16 protein-coding genes, 2 tRNA genes and 1 pseudogene are annotated in these 17,562 nt (G+C 74.6%); 14 read left to right on the plus strand and 5 right to left on the minus strand.

All coding sequences use genetic code 11. From position 1 onward, the window contains the following. Positions 1 to 428: pseudogene (locus ACI8AD_RS10200) on the minus strand (hypothetical protein); the annotation flags it as partial. A 186-nt stretch (positions 429 to 614) separates the two neighbouring features. Here ACI8AD_RS10200 and serA point away from each other — a divergent pair. From serA to ACI8AD_RS10220, 4 genes are all read left to right on the plus strand, one after another. Next, the gene (gene serA / locus ACI8AD_RS10205) at positions 615 to 2,213 is read left to right on the plus strand and encodes a phosphoglycerate dehydrogenase (RefSeq protein WP_456870417.1); all 1,599 of its coding nucleotides are present in this window, start codon (positions 615 to 617) and stop codon (positions 2,211 to 2,213) included. A 15-nt stretch (positions 2,214 to 2,228) separates the two neighbouring features. Then, entirely contained in the window at positions 2,229 to 3,251 is a 1,023-nt protein-coding gene (locus tag ACI8AD_RS10210; protein ID WP_456870418.1) for a 3-isopropylmalate dehydrogenase, read from the plus strand. 159 nt (positions 3,252 to 3,410) lie between these two features. Further along, positions 3,411 to 5,015 carry a citramalate synthase gene (cimA, locus tag ACI8AD_RS10215; protein WP_456870419.1) on the plus strand — a complete coding sequence of 535 codons (1,605 nt, stop codon included), beginning with the start codon at positions 3,411 to 3,413 and terminating at the stop codon, positions 5,013 to 5,015. 119 nt (positions 5,016 to 5,134) lie between these two features. Continuing rightward, positions 5,135 to 6,046, plus strand: a complete 912-nt coding sequence (locus tag ACI8AD_RS10220) for a DUF559 domain-containing protein (protein WP_456870420.1) — start codon at positions 5,135 to 5,137, stop codon at positions 6,044 to 6,046. A gap of 67 nt (positions 6,047 to 6,113) precedes the next feature. On the opposite strand, the gene ACI8AD_RS10225 is transcribed toward ACI8AD_RS10220, so the two are convergent. Together ACI8AD_RS10225 and ACI8AD_RS10230 are read right to left on the minus strand one after the other, a co-directional pair. Further along, the gene (locus ACI8AD_RS10225) at positions 6,114 to 6,443 is read right to left on the minus strand and encodes a putative quinol monooxygenase (RefSeq protein WP_456870421.1); all 330 of its coding nucleotides are present in this window, start codon (positions 6,441 to 6,443) and stop codon (positions 6,114 to 6,116) included. A gap of 118 nt (positions 6,444 to 6,561) precedes the next feature. Continuing rightward, the gene (locus ACI8AD_RS10230) at positions 6,562 to 6,942 is read right to left on the minus strand and encodes a VOC family protein (RefSeq protein ID WP_456870422.1); all 381 of its coding nucleotides are present in this window, start codon (positions 6,940 to 6,942) and stop codon (positions 6,562 to 6,564) included. A 55-nt stretch (positions 6,943 to 6,997) separates the two neighbouring features. Between ACI8AD_RS10230 and ACI8AD_RS10235 the strand changes: the two genes are divergently transcribed. The 9 genes from ACI8AD_RS10235 to ACI8AD_RS10275 all read left to right on the plus strand — a co-directional run bounded on the left by ACI8AD_RS10235 (position 6,998) and on the right by ACI8AD_RS10275 (position 15,200). Beyond that, a complete protein-coding gene (locus tag ACI8AD_RS10235; protein ID WP_456870423.1) occupies positions 6,998 to 7,810 on the plus strand; it encodes a fumarylacetoacetate hydrolase family protein in 813 nt (270 codons plus the stop codon). Next, positions 7,807 to 9,276, plus strand: coding sequence for a glutamate--tRNA ligase (gene gltX, locus ACI8AD_RS10240; protein WP_456870424.1), 1,470 nt, complete (start codon positions 7,807 to 7,809; stop codon positions 9,274 to 9,276). The genes ACI8AD_RS10235 and gltX overlap by 4 nt, the downstream gene beginning before the upstream one ends. Beyond that, positions 9,273 to 10,508: a CPBP family intramembrane glutamic endopeptidase gene (locus ACI8AD_RS10245; protein ID WP_456870425.1), complete on the plus strand. Its 1,236-nt coding sequence runs from the start codon at positions 9,273 to 9,275 to the stop codon at positions 10,506 to 10,508. The genes gltX and ACI8AD_RS10245 overlap by 4 nt, the downstream gene beginning before the upstream one ends. A 62-nt stretch (positions 10,509 to 10,570) precedes the next feature. Continuing rightward, a tRNA-Gln gene (locus tag ACI8AD_RS10250) sits at positions 10,571 to 10,642 on the plus strand. Positions 10,643 to 10,685: 43 nt separating this feature from the next. After that, a tRNA-Glu gene (locus ACI8AD_RS10255) sits at positions 10,686 to 10,758 on the plus strand. A 133-nt stretch (positions 10,759 to 10,891) separates the two neighbouring features. Further along, positions 10,892 to 11,992, plus strand: coding sequence for a galactose-1-phosphate uridylyltransferase (gene galT / locus ACI8AD_RS10260; RefSeq protein WP_456870426.1), 1,101 nt, complete (start codon positions 10,892 to 10,894; stop codon positions 11,990 to 11,992). After that, a complete protein-coding gene (galK, locus tag ACI8AD_RS10265; protein WP_456870427.1) occupies positions 11,989 to 13,167 on the plus strand; it encodes a galactokinase in 1,179 nt (392 codons plus the stop codon). The genes galT and galK overlap by 4 nt, the downstream gene beginning before the upstream one ends. 22 nt (positions 13,168 to 13,189) lie before the next feature. Further along, positions 13,190 to 14,869, plus strand: coding sequence for a sodium:solute symporter family protein (locus tag ACI8AD_RS10270; protein WP_456870428.1), 1,680 nt, complete (start codon positions 13,190 to 13,192; stop codon positions 14,867 to 14,869). A 16-nt stretch (positions 14,870 to 14,885) separates the two neighbouring features. Further along, positions 14,886 to 15,200 carry a hypothetical protein gene (locus tag ACI8AD_RS10275; protein WP_456870429.1) on the plus strand — a complete coding sequence of 105 codons (315 nt, stop codon included), beginning with the start codon at positions 14,886 to 14,888 and terminating at the stop codon, positions 15,198 to 15,200. A 45-nt stretch (positions 15,201 to 15,245) separates the two neighbouring features. Here ACI8AD_RS10275 and ACI8AD_RS10280 read toward each other — a convergent pair whose 3' ends face one another. Then, the gene (locus ACI8AD_RS10280) at positions 15,246 to 15,479 is read right to left on the minus strand and encodes a hypothetical protein (RefSeq protein WP_456870430.1); all 234 of its coding nucleotides are present in this window, start codon (positions 15,477 to 15,479) and stop codon (positions 15,246 to 15,248) included. Between the two features lie 173 nt (positions 15,480 to 15,652). Here ACI8AD_RS10280 and ACI8AD_RS10285 point away from each other — a divergent pair, with 173 nt between their 5' ends. Continuing rightward, a complete protein-coding gene (locus ACI8AD_RS10285; protein ID WP_456870431.1) occupies positions 15,653 to 16,459 on the plus strand; it encodes a helix-turn-helix transcriptional regulator in 807 nt (268 codons plus the stop codon). Here the strand turns inward: ACI8AD_RS10285 and ACI8AD_RS10290 are convergent. Then, on the minus strand, positions 16,440 to 17,549 hold the full coding sequence (locus tag ACI8AD_RS10290) for a sulfite oxidase (RefSeq protein WP_456870432.1): 1,110 nt from the start codon (positions 17,547 to 17,549) through the stop codon (positions 16,440 to 16,442). The genes ACI8AD_RS10285 and ACI8AD_RS10290 overlap by 20 nt on opposite strands. Positions 17,550 to 17,562: the final 13 nt, after the last annotated feature.

The raw sequence follows: 17,562 nt of genomic DNA on the forward strand, positions 1-17,562 counted from the left end.
TACTGCTCCTGGCCGTACTGCTCCTGGCCGTACTGCTCCTGGCCGTACTGCTCCTGGCCGTACTGCTCCTGGCCGTACTGCTCCTGGCCGTACTGCTCCTGGCCGTACTGCTCCTGGCCGTACTGCTCCTGGCCGTACTGCTGCCCGTAGCCGCCCTGCCCGTACTGCTGGGTGCCGTACTCCTGCTGCGGGGGCTGCGGCTGCCGGGTGTAGGGCTGGGTGTACTGCCCGGGCTGGCCGTACGGCCCCGGCTGCTGCCCGGAGGGCTGGTCCGGGGTCTGGCCGGACGACTGCCCCTGCGGGTCGTACTGCGACGAGCCGGTCGGCTGCTCCTGCCCGCGGTACGGCTGGTCCTGCCCGCCGTACGGCGAGGCGCCACCCTGCCCGGGGTCCCGGCCCTGGCCCTGGTCCTTGCTGAAGTCGGTCATGGTCCCCTCCGGAGGCGTCGGCCCGTGCCGGCGCTGCTGGCCGCCAGGATGCTGTGGAGCCCCGGACGACGGCAAACAGGTCCTACCCCGTCGGCGGGGTGTCGTGGCCCCTGGGACGGGAAGTTCCCCGCCCGTGACCGGCCCGTGACCGGCCCGGACCGGCGTTCCTCCCTACGCTGGGGCCCCGTGACCCAGCGCCCCGTCGTCCTGATCGCCGAGGAGCTCGCCCCGAGCGTCCTGCAGGTCCTCGGCGACGAGGTCGAGATCCGCCACGTCGACGGCGCCGACCGGTCCGCGCTGCTGCCCGCCCTCGCCGACGCGGCGGCGGTGCTCGTCCGCAGCGCGACGCGGATCGACGCCGAGGCGCTGGCCGCCGCGCCGGGCCTGAAGGTGGTCGCCCGCGCCGGCATCGGCCTGGACAACGTCGACGTCGCCGCGGCCACCGAGCGCGGCGTCATGGTGGTCAACGCCCCGACGTCGAACGTCGTCAGCGCCGCCGAGCACGCCGTCGCGCTGCTGCTGGCCGCCGCCCGGCAGATCCCGGCCGCCGACGCCTCGCTGCGCCGGGGCACCTGGGAGCGGTCGCGGTTCACCGGCGTCGAGGTCGCCGACAAGGTCGTCGGCATCGTCGGTCTCGGCCGGATCGGCCAGCTCGTCGCCCAGCGGCTGGCCGCCTTCGGCACCACGCTGGTCGCCTACGACCCCTACATCCAGCCCGGCCGCGCGGCCGGCCTGGGCGTGCGGATGGTGTCGCTGGAGGAGCTGCTCCGGGAGGCGGACTTCATCACGATCCACCTCCCGAGGACGCCGGAGACCCTCGGCCTCATCGGCGCCGCGGAGCTGGCCACCACCAAGCGCGGCGTGATCCTGGTCAACGCCGCCCGCGGCGGGCTGGTCGACGAGGCCGCGCTCGCCGACGCGCTGCGCTCCGGGCAGGTGGGCGCCGCCGGCATCGACGTCTACGCGCAGGAGCCCACCACCGACAGCCCGCTGTTCGGGCTGCCCACCACCGTCGTCACCCCGCACCTGGGCGCCTCGACGACGGAGGCGCAGGACAAGGCCGGCACCGCCGTGGCCCACTCGGTGCGCCTGGCGCTGCAGGGCGAGTTCGTCCCCGACGCGGTCAACGTGCAGGCCGGCGGCGTCGTCGCCGAGGACGTCCGGCCCGGGCTGCCGCTGGCCGAGCAGCTGGGCACCGTGTTCACCGCCGTCGCCGGCGGGCTGGCGCAGTCGGTCACCGTCGACGTCCGGGGCAAGCTGGCCGAGTTCGACGCCTCGGTGCTGCAGCTCGCCGTCCTCCGGGGCGTGTTCTCCGACGTCGTCGAGGAGCAGGTCACCTACGTCAACGCCCCGCTGCTGGCCGCCCAGCGCGGCCTGGAGGTGTCGCTCACCAGCGACGTCGAGAGCCCCGACTACCGCAACCTGGTGCGGGTGCACGGGGTGATGGCCGACGGCCGCGAGGTCGCCGTCGCCGGCACCCTCTTCGGCAAGAACCAGGTGCCCAAGCTGGTCGAGGTCGACGGGTTCGACATGGACCTCGACCTGTCCGGTCACCTGCTGTTCTTCCTCTACCAGGACCGGCCCGGGGTGGTGGGCACCGTCGGCGCGGCGCTCGGCGAGGCCGGGATCAACATCGCCGGCGCGCAGGTCAGCCGGACCACCCGCGGCGGCGAGGCGCTCATGGCCGTCGTCGTCGACAGCCCGGTCGGGGCGGAGCTGCTCGGCGACATCGCCAGCCGCATCGGCGCGCGCGAGGCCCGCTCGGCCGACCTGGACCCGCGCTGACCTAGGGTCCTCGCCATGCGCCTGGCTGTGATCGCGGGAGACGGCATCGGCCCCGAGGTGGTCGCCGAGGGCCTCAAGGTCCTCGGTGCGGTGACGCCCGACCTGGAGACGACGGCCTACGACCTCGGTGCCGCCCGCTGGCAGCGCACCGGGGAGCTGCTGCCCGACACCGTGCTCGACGAGCTGCGCGGGCACGACGCGATCCTGCTCGGCGCCATCGGCGACCCGGGCGTGCCGCCTGGCATCCTCGAGCGGGGGCTGCTGCTGCGGCTGCGCTTCGAGCTCGACCACCACGTCAACCTGCGCCCGGCCCGGCTCTTCGACGGCGTCCGCAGCCCGCTGGCCGAGCCCGGCGAGATCGACATGCTGTGCGTGCGCGAGGGCACCGAGGGCCCGTACGTGGGCAACGGCGGCGTGCTGCGCCGCGACACCCCGCACGAGGTGGCCACCGAGGTCAGCCTCAACACCGCCTTCGGCGTCGAGCGGGTCGTGCGCTACGCGTTCGAGCGGGCCACCGCCCGGCCCCGCCGGCACCTCACCCTGATCCACAAGACCAACGTGCTCACCCACGCCGGGTCGCTGTGGTCGCGGACCGTGGAGGAGGTGTCCGCGGAGTTCCCCGAGGTCACCGTCGCCTACCAGCACGTCGACGCGGCGTCGATGTTCTTCATCACCGACCCCGGCCGCTACGACGTCATCGTCACCGACAACCTCTTCGGCGACATCGTCACCGACGTCGCCGCGGCGGTCACCGGCGGCATCGGCCTGGCGGCGAGCGGCAACCTCGACGTCTCCGGCACCAACCCGGCCATGTTCGAGCCGGTGCACGGCTCGGCGCCCGACATCGCCGGGCAGGGCGTCGCCGACCCGACGGCGACCGTGCTCTCGATCGGGCTGCTGCTCGAGCACCTCGGCCACGCCGACCTCGCGCGCCGGGTCGACGCCGCCGTCGCCTTCGACCTGTCCACCCGCGACCCCCGCGGCCCGGTGCGCACCACCGAGGTCGGCGACCGGCTGGCCGCCCTCGCCGGCCGGTGAGGGACCCGGGGTTAGACTCCGCGGTGATGCACCTCACCGGCAGCACCCTCATCATCTGCTAGCGCGCGGTCACCTCCCCGACCGCGCGCAGACCTCCCGTTCCCGGGGGGTCTTTCTCGTGTGAGGGGCCTGATCGCCGTCGAACCCCCGGGAGCACCCGTGGCCACCGACCGCCCCGCCACCCCCGCCGACCTCCACGTCTTCGACACCACGCTGCGCGACGGCGCCCAGCGCGAGGGGATCAGCTTCTCCGTCGCCGACAAGCTCGCCGTCGCCCGCCTGCTCGACGAGATCGGCGTCGGCTACATCGAGGGCGGCTGGCCGGGGGCGCTGCCCAAGGACACCGAGTTCTTCGCCCGCGCCCGCACCGAGCTCAAGCTGCGGCACGCGGTGCTCGTCGCCTTCGGCGCCACGCGGAAGGCCGGCGTCCGAGTGGAGGACGACCCCCAGGTGCGCGCCCTGCTCGACGCCGAGACGCCGGTGGTCTGCCTCGTCGCGAAGTCCGACGTGCGGCACGTGCGCGACGCGCTGCGGACGACGCTCGAGGAGAACCTGGCGATGGTCTCCGACACCGTCGCCTTCCTCGTCGCGCACGGCCGCCGGGTGTTCGTCGACTGCGAGCACTTCTTCGACGGGTACGCCGCCGACCCCGACCACGGCGTCGCGGTGCTGCAGGCCGCCTTCGACGCCGGCGCCGAGGTCGGCGTGCTGTGCGACACCAACGGCGGGATGCTGCCGATGGGGGTGGGCCGGGTGGTCGCCGACGTCCGCTCCCGCGTCGACGGGCGGCTGGGCATCCACTGCCAGGACGACACCGGCTGCGCCGTGGCCAACTCGCTGGCCGCCGTCGAGGCCGGCGTGACGCACGTGCAGGGCACCGCCAACGGCTACGGGGAGCGGGCGGGCAACGCCGACACGTTCGCGCTGGTGGCCAACCTGGTGACCAAGATGGGCCTGCCGGTGGTGCCCCCGGAGTGCCTCGCGGAGCTGCAGCGGGTCAGCCACGCGATCGCCGAGCTGGCCAACATCGCCCCCGACGACCACCAGCCCTACGTCGGCGCCTCGGCGTTCGCGCACAAGGCCGGCCTGCACGCCAGCGCCATCAAGGTCAGCCCGGAGCTCTACAACCACCTCGACCCGTCCGTCGTCGGCAACGACATGCGCATCCTGGTCACCGAGATGGCCGGCCGGGCCTCCGTCGAGCTCAAGGGCCGCGAGCTCGGCGTCGACCTCGCCGGGCACGCCGACGCCGTCGGCCGCGTCGTCGACCGGGTCAAGGTCCTCGAGGCCGACGGCTGGTCGTTCGAGGCCGCCGACGCCTCCTTCGAGCTGCTGCTGCGCTCCCAGCTGCCCGGTGCCCCGGCGCCGCTGTTCACGCTGGAGAGCTACCGGACGACCGTCGAGCACTGGGGCAACGGCGTCGTCGTCAGCGAGGCGACGGTGAAGGTGCACCTGCCCGGCCCCGACGGCACCAGCGAGCGGGTGATCAGCACCGCCGAGGGCAACGGCCCGGTCAACGCGCTGGACAACGCGCTGCGGCAGGCGCTGGTGAGCCGCCACCCGGAGCTGGCCGACGTCTCGCTGGCCGACTACAAGGTCCGCATCCTGGGCTGGAAGGGCGGCACGAGCGCGACGACGCGGGTGCTGGTCGACACCACCGACGGCGTGGGGGAGTGGACCACCGTGGGCGTCCACGCCAACATCGTCGAGGCCTCCTGGCACGCCCTCGTCGACGCCCTCACCTACGCCGTCCACTGCCGCTGACGACAGCGCTGGTGCACCTCCGGCGCCGGTGACCGCACCGCCGCGCACACCGTCGCCGGCCGTCCACAGATCCCGCCGGCCGGGCACCCTGCGTGCCGTGCTCGCGCAGGGTGCCCGGCATGGACGTGGACGCCGTCGTCGGGCCCGCAGGCTGGGCCACCCGGGCGGAACTGCTCGGTCGCACGAGCGCGCGGACCCTCTCCGCGTGGGTGACCGGCGGGAAGCTGGTCCGGCTCCAGCCCGGCGTGTTCGCCACGCCCGCAGCGGCCCGGAGGTGGCGGGTGCGGGTGGCGGCGGCGCTCACCGGCCGCGGCGGGGTGGCCAGCCACGGGACGGCGCTGGCGCTGTGGGGGCTCGTGCCCCCGCCGGCGGGCCCGGTGCACGTCACCGTCGAGGACCGCCGCAGCGCCCGAGGGTCGGCCGGCGTCGTGCTGCACCGGAACTCCCGGGCCCTGGCCGACCGACGGCGCGTCGACGGCCTGCCGGTGACGTCGGTCGAGCGGGCCGTCGTCGACGCGTGGGGAAACCCGCCGCCCGCGAGGAGCGAGGTCCGGGCCGCCGCGATCACCGCGGTCCGGCAGCGGCTGTGCCGCCCCGCCGACCTCGCGTACGAGCTGGACCTGAGCACGCGGTTGCCGGGTAGGGCGCAGCTCGCCGGCTTGGTGGGCCTGCTGGCCGACGGGTGCCGCAGCGAGCTCGAGATCTGGGGCTGCCTCCACGTGCTGCGCGCGCCGGGCATGCCGGCTTTCACGCAGCAGCGCCGGATCGCCGTGGGGCCGGAGACGTTCGTCCTGGACGCCGCCTACGAGGACGCGATGCTCGCGGTGGAGCTGGACGGCGCCGCCTGGCACGGCTCGAACCGGCAGCGGGAGTCCGACATCCGCCGCGACTCGCTGCTCGCGGCGGTCGGCTGGCAGACGCTGCGCTACGGCTACCGCAGGCTGACGACGGCGCCGGGGGAGTGCCGGCGCGACGTCCTGGCGACGTACCGGGCCCGCCGTCGGCTGCTGGGCGGGGACAGCGTGCGCTGAGGTGCAGCGGAGAGCGCACGGCCTGCATCTGAGCGCACGCTGTCGCGCCCGGAGTCGGCCCCGGGACTCAGCCGCGGGGTTTCACCTCGCCCATCGGGCCGAAGCCGCTGACCTCCGGCGCGTCCACGTAGATGATCTGGGGCTGCTCGGCGACCAGGTCCGACATCCAGTCGAACGCCGCCTTCGCGTGCGGGGTGGCCACGTGCGAGGCGCCGGCGTCGGAGTCCCGGAAGCCCTCGACGCAGACGAACGTGTTCGGGTCGAGCACGCTGCGCGACCACTCGAAGAAGAGGCTGCCCTCCTCGGCGTTCACCGCCGCCGCGTACTCGTCGGCCTTCGCCCGGAACTCCTCGATCCGGTCGGGGCGGACGGGGAACTTGATGACGATCAGGATCACGGCATCTCCTGTGGTCGATCCGAGTGGGGCCCGGAGGGCTCCGCGCAGGAGCGGCCGAGGGGGCTCCGCCCGGTCGGGGACGGCTCCTGGCCGCGGTGTCGTCCGGAGGACGACAGTGTCACAGCGGGTCGAGCCGGCGGCGCAGCAGGCAGAAGGGGTTGCCCTCGGGGTCGGCGAGCACGTGCCAGCTCTCCTCCCCGCTCTGCCCGACGTCGGCGGGGGTGGCGCCGAGGTCGAGCAGCCGCTGCAGCTCGGCGTCCTGGTCGCGGTCGGTGGCGTTGACGTCGAGGTGCAGCCGCGGCTTCCCCGGCTCCCAGTGCTCGACGGGGGCGAAGACCAGGGTGGGTGCCGCACCGCCGAACCCGGCCTCCGGGCCGATCTCGACCGCGCCGTCCTCGTCCCGGCCGAGCACCCGGTACCCGAGCACCTCCGCCCACCAGGCGGCCAGCGCCTCGGGGTCGCGGCTGTCGACGACGATCTCGCTCAGGCGGCAGGCCACGACGGTCACCGTAGGCCGGACGGCGGCGCCCCGCGGGGTCAGTAGCCTCGACGGCGTGCGCATCGTCCGCTTCGCCTCGCCCTCGGGCCTGTCCTTCGGCGTCCTCGACGGCGACGGCCAGGTCGCCCAGGTCGAGGGCCACCCCTTCGCCACCCTGTCCTTCACCGGCCGGCGCTTCGCGCAGGCGGACGTGCGGCTGCTCTCGCCGATCCTGCCGAGCAAGGTGGTCTGCGTCGGCAAGAACTACGCCGAGCACGTGAAGGAGATGGACACCGGCGACGCCCCGGAGCGGCCGCTGCTGTTCCTCAAGCCCTCGACGTCGGTGATCGGCCCGGGCGACGCCATCCGCATCCCCGCCGGCAGCACCAACGTCCACCACGAGGTCGAGCTCGCCGTCGTCATCGGCGGCACCGGCGCCCGCAACCTCACCCCCGAGCAGGTCCCGGCCGCCGTCTTCGGCTACACGATCGGCAACGACGTCACCGAGCGGGACATGCAGAAGGCCGACGGGCAGTGGACCCGCGCCAAGGGCTTCGACTCCTTCTGCCCGCTGGGGCCCTGGATCGAGACCGACCTGCGCGGCCTGGGCAAGGACCCGGCCGACCTGGAGATCACCTGCACCGTCGACGGCGAGCAGCGCCAGGCCGGCCGCACCAGCCAGCTGCTCTTCGACGTCCCGACGCTGGTCTCCTACATCTCCCAGGTCATGACGCTGCTGCCCGGCGACGTCGTCCTCACCGGCACCCCCGCCGGGGTCGGCCCGATCCGCCCCGGCCAGCGCGTCGAGTGCGCCGTCGAGGGCCTGGGCTCGCTGGTCAACGGCGTCAGCGGCGCCGACTCCGTCTCCACCGCCGGCGGTGCCCGGTGACCGTCACCCGCTTCTGCCCCTCGCCGACCGGCCTGGTGCACGTCGGCGCCATGCGCACGGCGCTGTTCAACTGGGCGCACGCCCGGCACACCGGCGGCACCTTCGTCTTCCGCATCGAGGACACCGACGCCGCCCGCGACTCCGAGGAGTCCTACCGGCACCTGCTCGACTGCATGCGCTGGCTGGGCCTGGACTGGGACGAGGGCCCCGAGGTCGGCGGCCCGCACGGCCCCTACCGGCAGTCCGAGCGGCACGAGGTGTACCGCGAGGTCGCCGCGAAGCTGGTGGCGGCCGGGCACGTCTACGAGTCCTTCTCCACCAACGAGGAGGTCGAGGCGCGGCGCCGGGCGGCCGGGCAGGACCCCAAGCTCGGCTACGACAACGCCGACCGCTCCCTCACCGACGCGCAGAAGGCGGCCTTCCGCGCCGAGGGCCGCGAGCCGGTGCTGCGGCTGCGGATGCCCGACACCGACCTGGTCTGGACCGACCTCATCCGCGGGGAGGTGCGCTTCGCCGCCGGGTCGGTGCCCGACTTCGTGCTGCTGCGCGGCAACGGCGTGCCGCTCTACCCGTTCACCAACCCGGTCGACGACGCCCTGATGGGCGTCACCGACGTGCTGCGCGGCGAGGACCTGCTGCCCTCGACCCCCCGCCAGCTCGCCCTGTACCAGGCGCTCACCGACGTCGGCGTCGCGACGGGCACCCCGCGGTTCGGGCACCTGCCGCTGGTGTTCGGCGAGGGCAACAAGAAGCTGTCCAAGCGCGACCCGCAGTCGAACTTCGACGTCTACCGCGAGCGGGGCTTCCTGCCCGAGGGCCTGGTCAACTACCTGGCGCTGCTCGGCTGGGCCATCGCCGACGACCGCGACGTGTTCTCCCCGGCCGAGATGGTCGAGGCCTTCGACGTCACCCGGGTCAGCGCCAACCCGGCCCGCTTCGACCTGAAGAAGGCGGAGGCGATCAACGCCACGCACGTGCGCGCGCTGCCGGTCGAGGACTACGTCGCCCGGGTGGTGCCCTTCCTCGCCCGCGCCGGCCTGGTCACCGACCCGCCCACGCCCGAGCAGGACCGGGTGCTGCGCGCGATCGCGCCGATGGCGCAGGAGCGCACGGTGGTGCTCTCCGACGCCGTCGGCCTGCTGGGCTTCCTGTTCACCGAGGACGTCGAGGTCGACCCCGCGGCCGCGGCCAAGAACCTGCGGCCCGAGGACGGCGAGGTGCTCGACGCCGCCGCGGCCGCGCTGCGCGGCCTCGAGGAGTGGACGACGCCGCGCATCGAGCAGGCGCTCAAGGAGGCGCTGGTCGAGGGCCTCGGTCGCAAGCCGCGCCAGGCGTTCGGGCCGGTGCGGGTGGCGCTCAGCGGCCGCACGGTCTCCCCGCCGCTCTACGAGTCCATCGAGCTGCTCGGCCGCGACCGCACGGTCGGCCGCCTGGAGAGCGCCCGCGAGACCCACACCCGCGGATGAGCACCCCGCCCGGCGGCCTCCCCGGCAGGCCGTGGACCGGCGACCCGGCCGACGAGCCCTACACCGGCCCGCCGCCCACCGGTCCCTACGGGGCGCCGGCGCGGGTGCCCGGCACGCTCGGCGCGGGACTGCCGCCCTGGGCCGGCGCCGGTCCCGGCGCCCCCGCCGGGCCGGTGCCGTGGCCGCTGGGACCGGTGCCCCTGCCGCCGGGCCACGCCTGGCCGGCACCACCCCCGCCCGGCCCGCACGGGCCCGCCCCGTTCCCGCCCGGGGTCGTGCTGGCGCCGCCGCCGGGCACCCCGCCGCACGACGTGCCGGTGCCCTACCTGCTGGTCATGCGCGCGCGGGACTGGGCGTGGTGGCGGCCGCTGCTGGGCCTGCTGCTGTTCACCGTCGCCTACGCCGTGGCGGCGTTCGTCGTCGTGCTCGCCGTCCTGCTGACCGGCGTCGAGCCCGACCTGCAGCTGCTGGACCTGGTCGACCCGGGCGTGCTGCTCCTCACCAACCTCTCGCTGATCGTCGCCATCCCCATCGTGTGGCTGCTGTGGGTGGTCGCCCACGGGATGCGGCCGGGCTGGTCGTCGTCGGTGCTGGCGCGGGTGCGCTGGCGGCTGCTCGCGCCGCTGACGCTGCTGGCGCTGGCCACCCTCGGCGTCGGCATCGCCGTGTCGGTGGGACTGGGCTTCGCCTTCGGCGAGACCGGCGCCACCGGACCGGTCGACGACCTCGCCTGGCTGCTGCTGGTCGTGGTGCTCACCACGCCGCTGCAGTCGGCCGCCGAGGAGTACGTGTTCCGCGGCTACCTCAGCCAGGCGATCGCCGGGTGGCTCGGGAACCCGCGCACCGGGGCGGTCACGGCCGCGGTCGTCACCGCCGCGCTGTTCTCGCTGGCGCACGCGCCCGGCGACGTCGTCACCTTCCTCGACCGGTTCGTCTTCGGCCTGGCCGCGTCGGCCGTGGTGTGGCTCACCGGCGGGCTGGAGGCGGCGATCGTCCTGCACGCGGTCAACAACGTGGTGGTGTTCATCCTGGCCGGGACGCTGGGGGAGGGGGTGGCCACCGACGAGGTGGCACCCGGGGTCGGGCTGGTGTCCCTGCTGCTCACGGTCCTGGCGATGGGGGCCTACGTGGCGGCGGTCGCGGGCTCGCGCCGGCGGCTGCGGTACGAGCTGCTCACGGGCGCGCGGGACCTGCGCGTCCCGGCCCCCGACCCGCGGGCCCGGGGGTGGTGACACGGGCGTCCGGGACGTCGGGTATCGTTCTCCCCGGCGCCGCGAGGTGCCGGCCAAGACCTTGGGGTATGGGGTAATTGGCAGCCCGACGGATTCTGGCTCCGTTAGTCTAGGTTCGAGTCCTGGTACCCCAGCGAGGAAGCACCACCTCCTCAGAGCACGACCGCACCACCGCACGGCCCCGTCGTCTAGCGGCCCAGGACGCCGCCCTCTCACGGCGGTAGCGAGGGTTCGAATCCCTTCGGGGCTACAGCGCAGCGAGAGCCCCCGGTCACCGACCGGGGGCTCTCGCCGTCCCCGGGCCCGAGTGGACCGTGATCGGCGGGGGGAATAGCGTTCGCGGGGCCCCTCCTCACCGGGCCCGTGGACGGAGGTAGCGCAGGGTGATCCGGACCTCTCGCCGGCTGGCCGACGGCCGCGAGATCATCTACTTCGACGCCGACGGCAGCGTTCCCGCCGAGGGCGCCCACGCCGCCGAGGACGCCCGCGACCTGCCGCCGGTGAGCACCCGCTCGCAGCTGCGCTGGGACGCGCTGCTGGGCGAGTGGGTGGTGGTCGCCGCGCACCGGCAGACCCGCACGTTCCTGCCGCCGGCCGACCAGTGCCCGCTGGACCCCTCCCGGCCGGGCCGGCCCACCGAGGTGCCCGACTCCGAGTACCAGGTCGTCGTCTTCGAGAACCGCTTCCCGTCGCTGTCCACCGGGGTCGACACCGACCTCCCGCCGACCGCGCCCGGGGCCCCGCTGGCCGAGCTGCGCCCCGGGCTGGGCCGCACCGAGGTCGTCCTGTTCACCAGCGACCACGACCAGCACTTCGCCGGCCTGGGCCGCGACCGGGCGCGCCTGGTCGTCGACGTGTGGGCCGACCGCACCGCGGAGCTGGGCGCGATCGACGGCGTCGAGCAGGTGTTCTGCTTCGAGAACTCCGGCGAGGAGATCGGGGTGACGCTGTCGCACCCCCACGGGCAGATCTACGCCTACCCGTTCGTGACGCCGCGGGTCGAGCGGCTGCTGACCTCGGTGCGCCGGCACCGGGAGGCCACCGGCGGCGACCTGTTCGCCGAGGTGGTCGAGGCCGAGCGCAGCGGCCCGCGGGTGGTGGCGGCCAACGACTCGTGGGTGGCCTTCGTGCCCGCCGCGGCCCGCTGGCCCTACGAGGTGCAGCTGTTCCCCACCCGCCGGGTGCCTGACCTGCCCGCCCTCGACGACGCCGAGCGCGACGACCTCGCCGCGATCTACCTGGACGTGCTCGGCCGCTTCGCGCACCGCTTCGACACCCCGATGCCCTACATCGCCGCCTGGAACCAGGCCCCGGTGCACACCGGCCGCGAGGACTGGTGGCTGCACCTGCAGCTGTTCTCGCTGCGCCGCGCGCCGGGCAAGCTCAAGTACCTGGCCGGCTCGGAGTCGGGCATGGGGGCGTTCATCACCGACACCAACCCCGAGGACGTCGCCGAGCAGCTGCGGGCCGTGGTGGTCCCGTGAGCGCCGCCCCCGACACCGGCGTCCCCGACGACGCGACGGCGGCGGCCCGCGCGGCGCAGGCCTTCACCGACCGCTTCGGCGCCGCGCCCGAGGGCGTCTGGGCCGCACCCGGCCGGGTCAACGTCATCGGCGAGCACACCGACTACAACGGTGGGCACGTGCTGCCCGTCGCCCTGCCGCACACCACGCGGGCCGCCGTCGCCCGCCGCGACGACGGCCGGCTGGTCCTCGCCTCCCTGCAGCACCCGGGGTCCGACGCCGACGTCGCGGTCGCCGACCTCACCCCCGGCACGCCCGGCGGCTGGGCGGGCTACCCGGCCGGCGTCGTCGAGCAGGTGCGCGCGTCCGTGCCCGGCGGGCTGAGCCTGGTCGTCGACGGCGACGTGCCCTCCGGCGCCGGGCTGTCGTCGTCGGCGGCCCTCGAGTGCGCCGTCGCCCTGGCGGTGAGCGACCTGCTCGGCCTGGGGCTGGGCCCCGACGACCTCGTCGAGGTCGCCCGGCGGGCCGAGAACGACTTCGTCGGCGCGCCCACCGGCATCCTCGACCAGTCGGCGTCGGTGCTGTGCACCGCCGGCCACGCGCTGCACCTCGACACCCGCGACCGCAGCTGGGACCAGGTGCCGCTCGACCTCGAGGCCGCCGGCCTGGCGCTGCTCGTCGTCGACTCCGGCACCACCCACGACCACGCCGAGAGCGGCTACGGCGAGCGCCGCCGGCAGTGCGAGGAGGCCGCCCGGCGCCTCGGCGTCGAGCTGCTGTGCGACGTGCACGACGTGGCCGACCTCGCCCCGCTCGACGACGGCAGCGAGGAAGGCGCGGTGCTGCTGCGCCGGGCCCGCCACGTCGTGACCGAGGACGCGCGGGTGGCCGAGGTGGTCGCGCTGCTGCGCGGCGGCGCCGACCCGCGCGCGATCGGGCCGGTCCTCACCGCCGGGCACGTCTCGCTGCGCGACGACTTCGAGGTCTCGGTGCCCGCGCTGGACGCCGTCGTCGAGGCGGCGCTGGACGCCGGCGCCCACGGTGCCCGGATGGTCGGCGGCGGCTTCGGCGGCAGCGCCGTCGCCCTGGTCGACGCCGACGCCGTGGACGCCGTCGGCACGGCCGTCACCGAACGTGCGAGTGCCCCCCGCTCCTTCGTCGTGGTCCCCTCGGCGGGTGCCCGGCGCCTGACCTGACCGACCCGGACTGGAGGCCTCCGTGGACCTGAGACTCGACGCGACCTTCGTCGACTACCTGCTCGTGGCCGCCTACTTCGGCGTGGTGCTGATGATCGGCTTCGCGGCGCGGCGGCGGGTGTCCGACAGCCTCGACTTCTTCCTCTCCGGCCGCTCGTTGCCGGCGTGGGTGACCGGGCTGGCGTTCATCTCGGCCAACCTCGGTGCGGTCGAGATCGTCGGCATGTCGGCCAACGGCGCGCAGTACGGCATGGCCACCATGCACTACTTCTGGATCGGCGCGGTCCCGGCCATGCTGTTCCTCGGCGTCGTGATGATGCCCTTCTACTACGGGTCGAAGGTCCGCAGCGTCCCCGAGTTCATGCGCCGCCGGTTCGGCACCGGCGCCCACCTGGTCAACGCGCTCAGCTTCGCCCTGGCGCAGATCCTCATCGCCGGCATCAACCTCTACCTGCTGGCCACGATCGTCGAGGCGCTGCTGGGCTGGCCGCTGTGGCTGTCGCTGATCGTCGCGGCCGCGGTGGTGCTCAGCTACATCACCCTCGGCGGGCTGTCGGCGGCCATCTACAACGAGGTCCTGCAGTTCTTCGTCATCGTCGCCGCGCTGCTGCCGCTCACCCTCATCGGCCTGCACCGGGTCGGTGGCGTCGGCGGGCTGATCGACGGGTACAACAGCTCCGGCCGGGCCGAGGAGCTCACCTCGTGGCCGGCCACGGAGCTCTCCGGCATCGAGAGCCCCGTCCTGTCGGTGATCGGCATCGTCTTCGGCCTGGGCTTCGTGCTGTCGTTCGGCTACTGGACGACGAACTTCGTCGAGGTGCAGCGGGCGATGGCGACCAAGTCGATGTCCGCGGCCCGCAGCACGCCGATCATCGGTGCCTACCCGAAGATGTTCATCCCGTTCATCGTCGTGATCCCCGGGATGATCGCCACGCTGCTGGTGCCGGAGGTCGCCGAGGCCCGCGCGAGCTCCTCGACGGACTTCGACTACAACGACTCGATCCTGCTGCTCATCCGCGACACCCTGCCCAACGGCCTGCTCGGTGTGGCCCTGGCCGGTCTGCTGGCGGCGTTCATGGCGGGCATGGCGGCCAACATCTCCGCCTTCAACACCGTCTTCAGCTACGACCTGTGGCAGCAGTACGTGAAGAAGGATCGGCCCGACGGCTACTACCTCGCCGTGGGCCGGTGGGCGACGGTCGGCGCCACCGTGGCCGCCATCGGGACGGCGCTGATCGCGTCGGGCTACACGAACCTGATGGACTACCTGCAGACGCTGTTCGGGTTCTTCAACGCCCCCCTGTTCGCCACGTTCATCCTCGGCATGTTCTGGAAGCGGATGACGCCGACCGCCGGCTGGGCGGGCCTGGTCTCCGGCACGTTCGCCGCGGTCGCCGTCGCCTTCCTCAGCGAGGACGCGTTCGGGACGGTGTCGGTGGGCGTGCTCCCGCTGACCGGGCAGGGCGCGAGCTTCGTCGCCGCCAGCGCCGCGTTCGTCGTCGACATCATCGTGAGCGTCGCGGTCAGCCAGGTGACCGCGCCCAAGCCGGTGGCCCAGCTCGCCGGCCTGGTCTACTCCGAGACGCCCAAGGAGCAGCGCACCGACCCCGACGCGCACCGGCTGCCGTGGTACCAGTCGCCGACCAAGCTCGCCGGCATCGCGCTGGTCATGGTCATCATCCTCAACGTGATCTTCCGCTGACGTCAGGAGCACGGTCATGAGCAGCAGCACCTCGCACACCGGCGGGTCGCCGCACGCGGCCGGCGCCTTCGACGTCCGCAACGTCATCGCGTTCCTCATCGGCGCCTACGGCATCGTGCTGGTCCTCGTGGGCCTGTTCGGCAACACCGAGGAAGAGCAGGAGCTGACCGGCGGCCTCAACGCCAACCTGTGGGCCGGACTCGCGATGGTCGTCTTCGCCGCGGCCTTCGTGCTGTGGTCGCGGCTGCGCCCGATCGTCGTCGAGGCCCCGCCGGACCGGCAGGACCCCGAGGACGACGGCAGCGGCACGCCGCAGGCCCGGGGGCACTGACCCCGGCGACCGGCGCGGACCCCCCGCGCCGGTCGCCGGTGGCCGTCAGCACATCAGCCGGGCCAGCGTGACGGTCATCCCGCGGGGGAGGGCGCAGGGCCCGTCGTCGGACGTCTGGGGGACCGGCGCCGGCGCGGTGACGGCGGCGTCGTCGGTGCCGAGCAGCACCGACAGCACGACGGCTGCGGCGATCGCCGCGGTGACCGCGACGGCGACCAGGACCAGCAGGGTGCGGTGGGCGGCGGCCCAGGCGGCGGGCCGGTGGAGGGCGGTGGTCACGGGGCGACCTTCCCGGGACGGCGAGGTCCCTGGTGCGGAGAGCCGGACGGGGAGCCCGGTGCCGACGACGGTGACCGCCGCGGGCCCGGGAGGGCATACGCCGCCGGGCGTATCCCCGCCGGGCGGCGGGCGGGTCTACCGTCGGCGCCCTCCGGTCGACGACGGGAGCGGCGATGGGTCCCGGACACCTGCGCGAGGGCGACGCCGACCGCCTCTTCGAGGTGCTGCAGGCCGCCGCGCGCGACGATCCCGGCCCGGCGCTGCCCTGGGTCCTGCTCGCGGGGCTGCGGCGGCTGGTCCCCTGCGACGTCGACGTCAGCTACCAGGTGCACGACCACCGGCGCCGGCAGAGCCTGCTGCTCCAGGGGGTCGGACCCGACGGCGCCCGGGAGGTCGTGCGGCCCGAGCTCACACCCGAGCTCAACCCCGAGCACGACCGCTTCTGGCAGCTGTTCTGGTCCTCGATGTGCAGCTGGCCACAGCGCACCGGCGACCTGCGCAGCGTGATCCACAGCGGCGACCTGTTCCCCACCGAGCGGGCCCGGCGGGCCGACCCGATGAGTGCGGAGTGCCTAGCCGACCTCACCGCCGAGCTGATGGTGTCGCTGCCCGCGCCGCCGGGGCAGGCCCGTCGGCTGCTGTTCACGCGAGGGGACGGGAACCCGTTCACCGAGCGCGACCGGCGGCTGCTCGAGCTCGCCCGCCCGCACCTGCAGGAGCTCTTCCTGCTGGCCGAGCGGCGGCGGGCCGGGGTGCCCCGGCTGACGCCGCGGGAGTGGGAGGTGCTGGCCATGACCGGGGCCGGGCTGTCCACCGACGACATCGCCGCCGCGCTGTGGATCGCCCGCGGGACGGTGCGCAAGCACGCCGAGCACATCCGCGAGAAGTGCGGGACCCACACGCTGGCCGAGGCGGCCGCGCGGGCACTGCCACACGCCCCGCGGCCCGCTCTCGACGGGATCAGCCGTCCAGGACGGTGACCGGCACCCGCTGGACGAGGTTGTTGGCCATGCCCTGGCGGTTCCAGGGCTGCTCGAGCGGCTGCGGGCCCTGCTCGTCGGCGGCCCGCACCACCAGCTCGTACCTGCCGGGGCGGGCGTCCCAGGTGCGGGTCCAGGCCCGCCAGGCGTGGGGGTGCGCGGGGTCGGCGGGGGCCAGGTCGGCCGGCGCCCACGACGTGCCCCCGTCGGCGCTGACCTCCACGGCGGTCACCGGCGCGCGGCCCGACCAGGCCCGCCCGGTGAGCCTCACCGGACCCGGGTGCAGGAACCGCTCCCGGGTCATGAAGTCGGGGAAGCCCGGCGGGGCCAGCAGCGCCCGCGGCGCGATCCGGGTGACCGGGACGCCGGCCTCCTGCGCCGTCACCTTCACCCGGTAGGCCACGGCGTTCTGGAAGCCGTCGAACGGGCGGTCGAGGACCTCGACGCGGGTCAGCCACTTCACATGCGCCATGCCGTACCAGCCGGGGACCAGCAGCCGCAGCGGGGCGCCGTGCTGCGGCGGCAGCGGCGCGCCGTTCATCGCCCACACCAGCAGGACGTCGGGGTGTAGCGCCTCGGCCAGCGGCAGACCGCGGGTGTAGTCCTGCTCCACCCCGCGCTCGACGCCGTGATCGGCTCCGGTGAAGGCGACGTCGACCGCGCCGCGCGCGACGCCGGCCTCCTCGAGCAGCGGCGCGAGCGGCGTCCCGGTCCACTCGGCGCTGCCGACCGCCTCGAGCAGCCAGGGCTGGCTGACCGGGCGGGGCTCCAGCCGGGCCCGGCCGTTGCCCGCGCACTCCAACAGGACGCGGGCGGTGACCGAGGGGCGCCGCCGCAGGCCGTCGAGGCCGAGCCGCAGCGGCCGCTCGACCGCGCCGGTGACCTCCAGTGACCAGTCACCCGGGTCGACGGCGGGGATGTCGTAGTGGGTGAGCACGTAGTGCAGACCCGGCGGGGTGACGTCGTAGCGCAACGCCTCCAGCGGCATGCCGTGGTTGCGAGTGGCCAGCGCGAGCTCGTCGAGGCCGATGCCCTCCCCGGCCCCGGCGATGCGGGCGCGGCCGCGGTGGACCGGCTCCGTCGTCGTCATGCCCGGGGAGTGT

It is taken from the genome of Geodermatophilus sp. SYSU D00766 (assembly GCF_054049915.1).

Excerpts from the sequence above, each read along its gene's own strand:
- ACI8AD_RS10275 (WP_456870429.1), top strand. The coding sequence starts at position 14,886 with ATGAGCAGCAGCACCTCGCACACCGGCGGGTCGCCGCACGCGGCCGGC.
- ACI8AD_RS10220 (WP_456870420.1), top strand. The coding sequence starts at position 5,135 with ATGGACGTGGACGCCGTCGTCGGGCCCGCAGGCTGGGCCACCCGGGCG.
- ACI8AD_RS10285 (WP_456870431.1), top strand. The coding sequence starts at position 15,653 with ATGGGTCCCGGACACCTGCGCGAGGGCGACGCCGACCGCCTCTTCGAG.
- ACI8AD_RS10245 (WP_456870425.1), top strand. The coding sequence starts at position 9,273 with ATGAGCACCCCGCCCGGCGGCCTCCCCGGCAGGCCGTGGACCGGCGAC.
- ACI8AD_RS10210 (WP_456870418.1), top strand. The coding sequence starts at position 2,229 with ATGCGCCTGGCTGTGATCGCGGGAGACGGCATCGGCCCCGAGGTGGTC.
- ACI8AD_RS10290 (WP_456870432.1), bottom strand. The coding sequence starts at position 17,549 with ATGACGACGACGGAGCCGGTCCACCGCGGCCGCGCCCGCATCGCCGGG.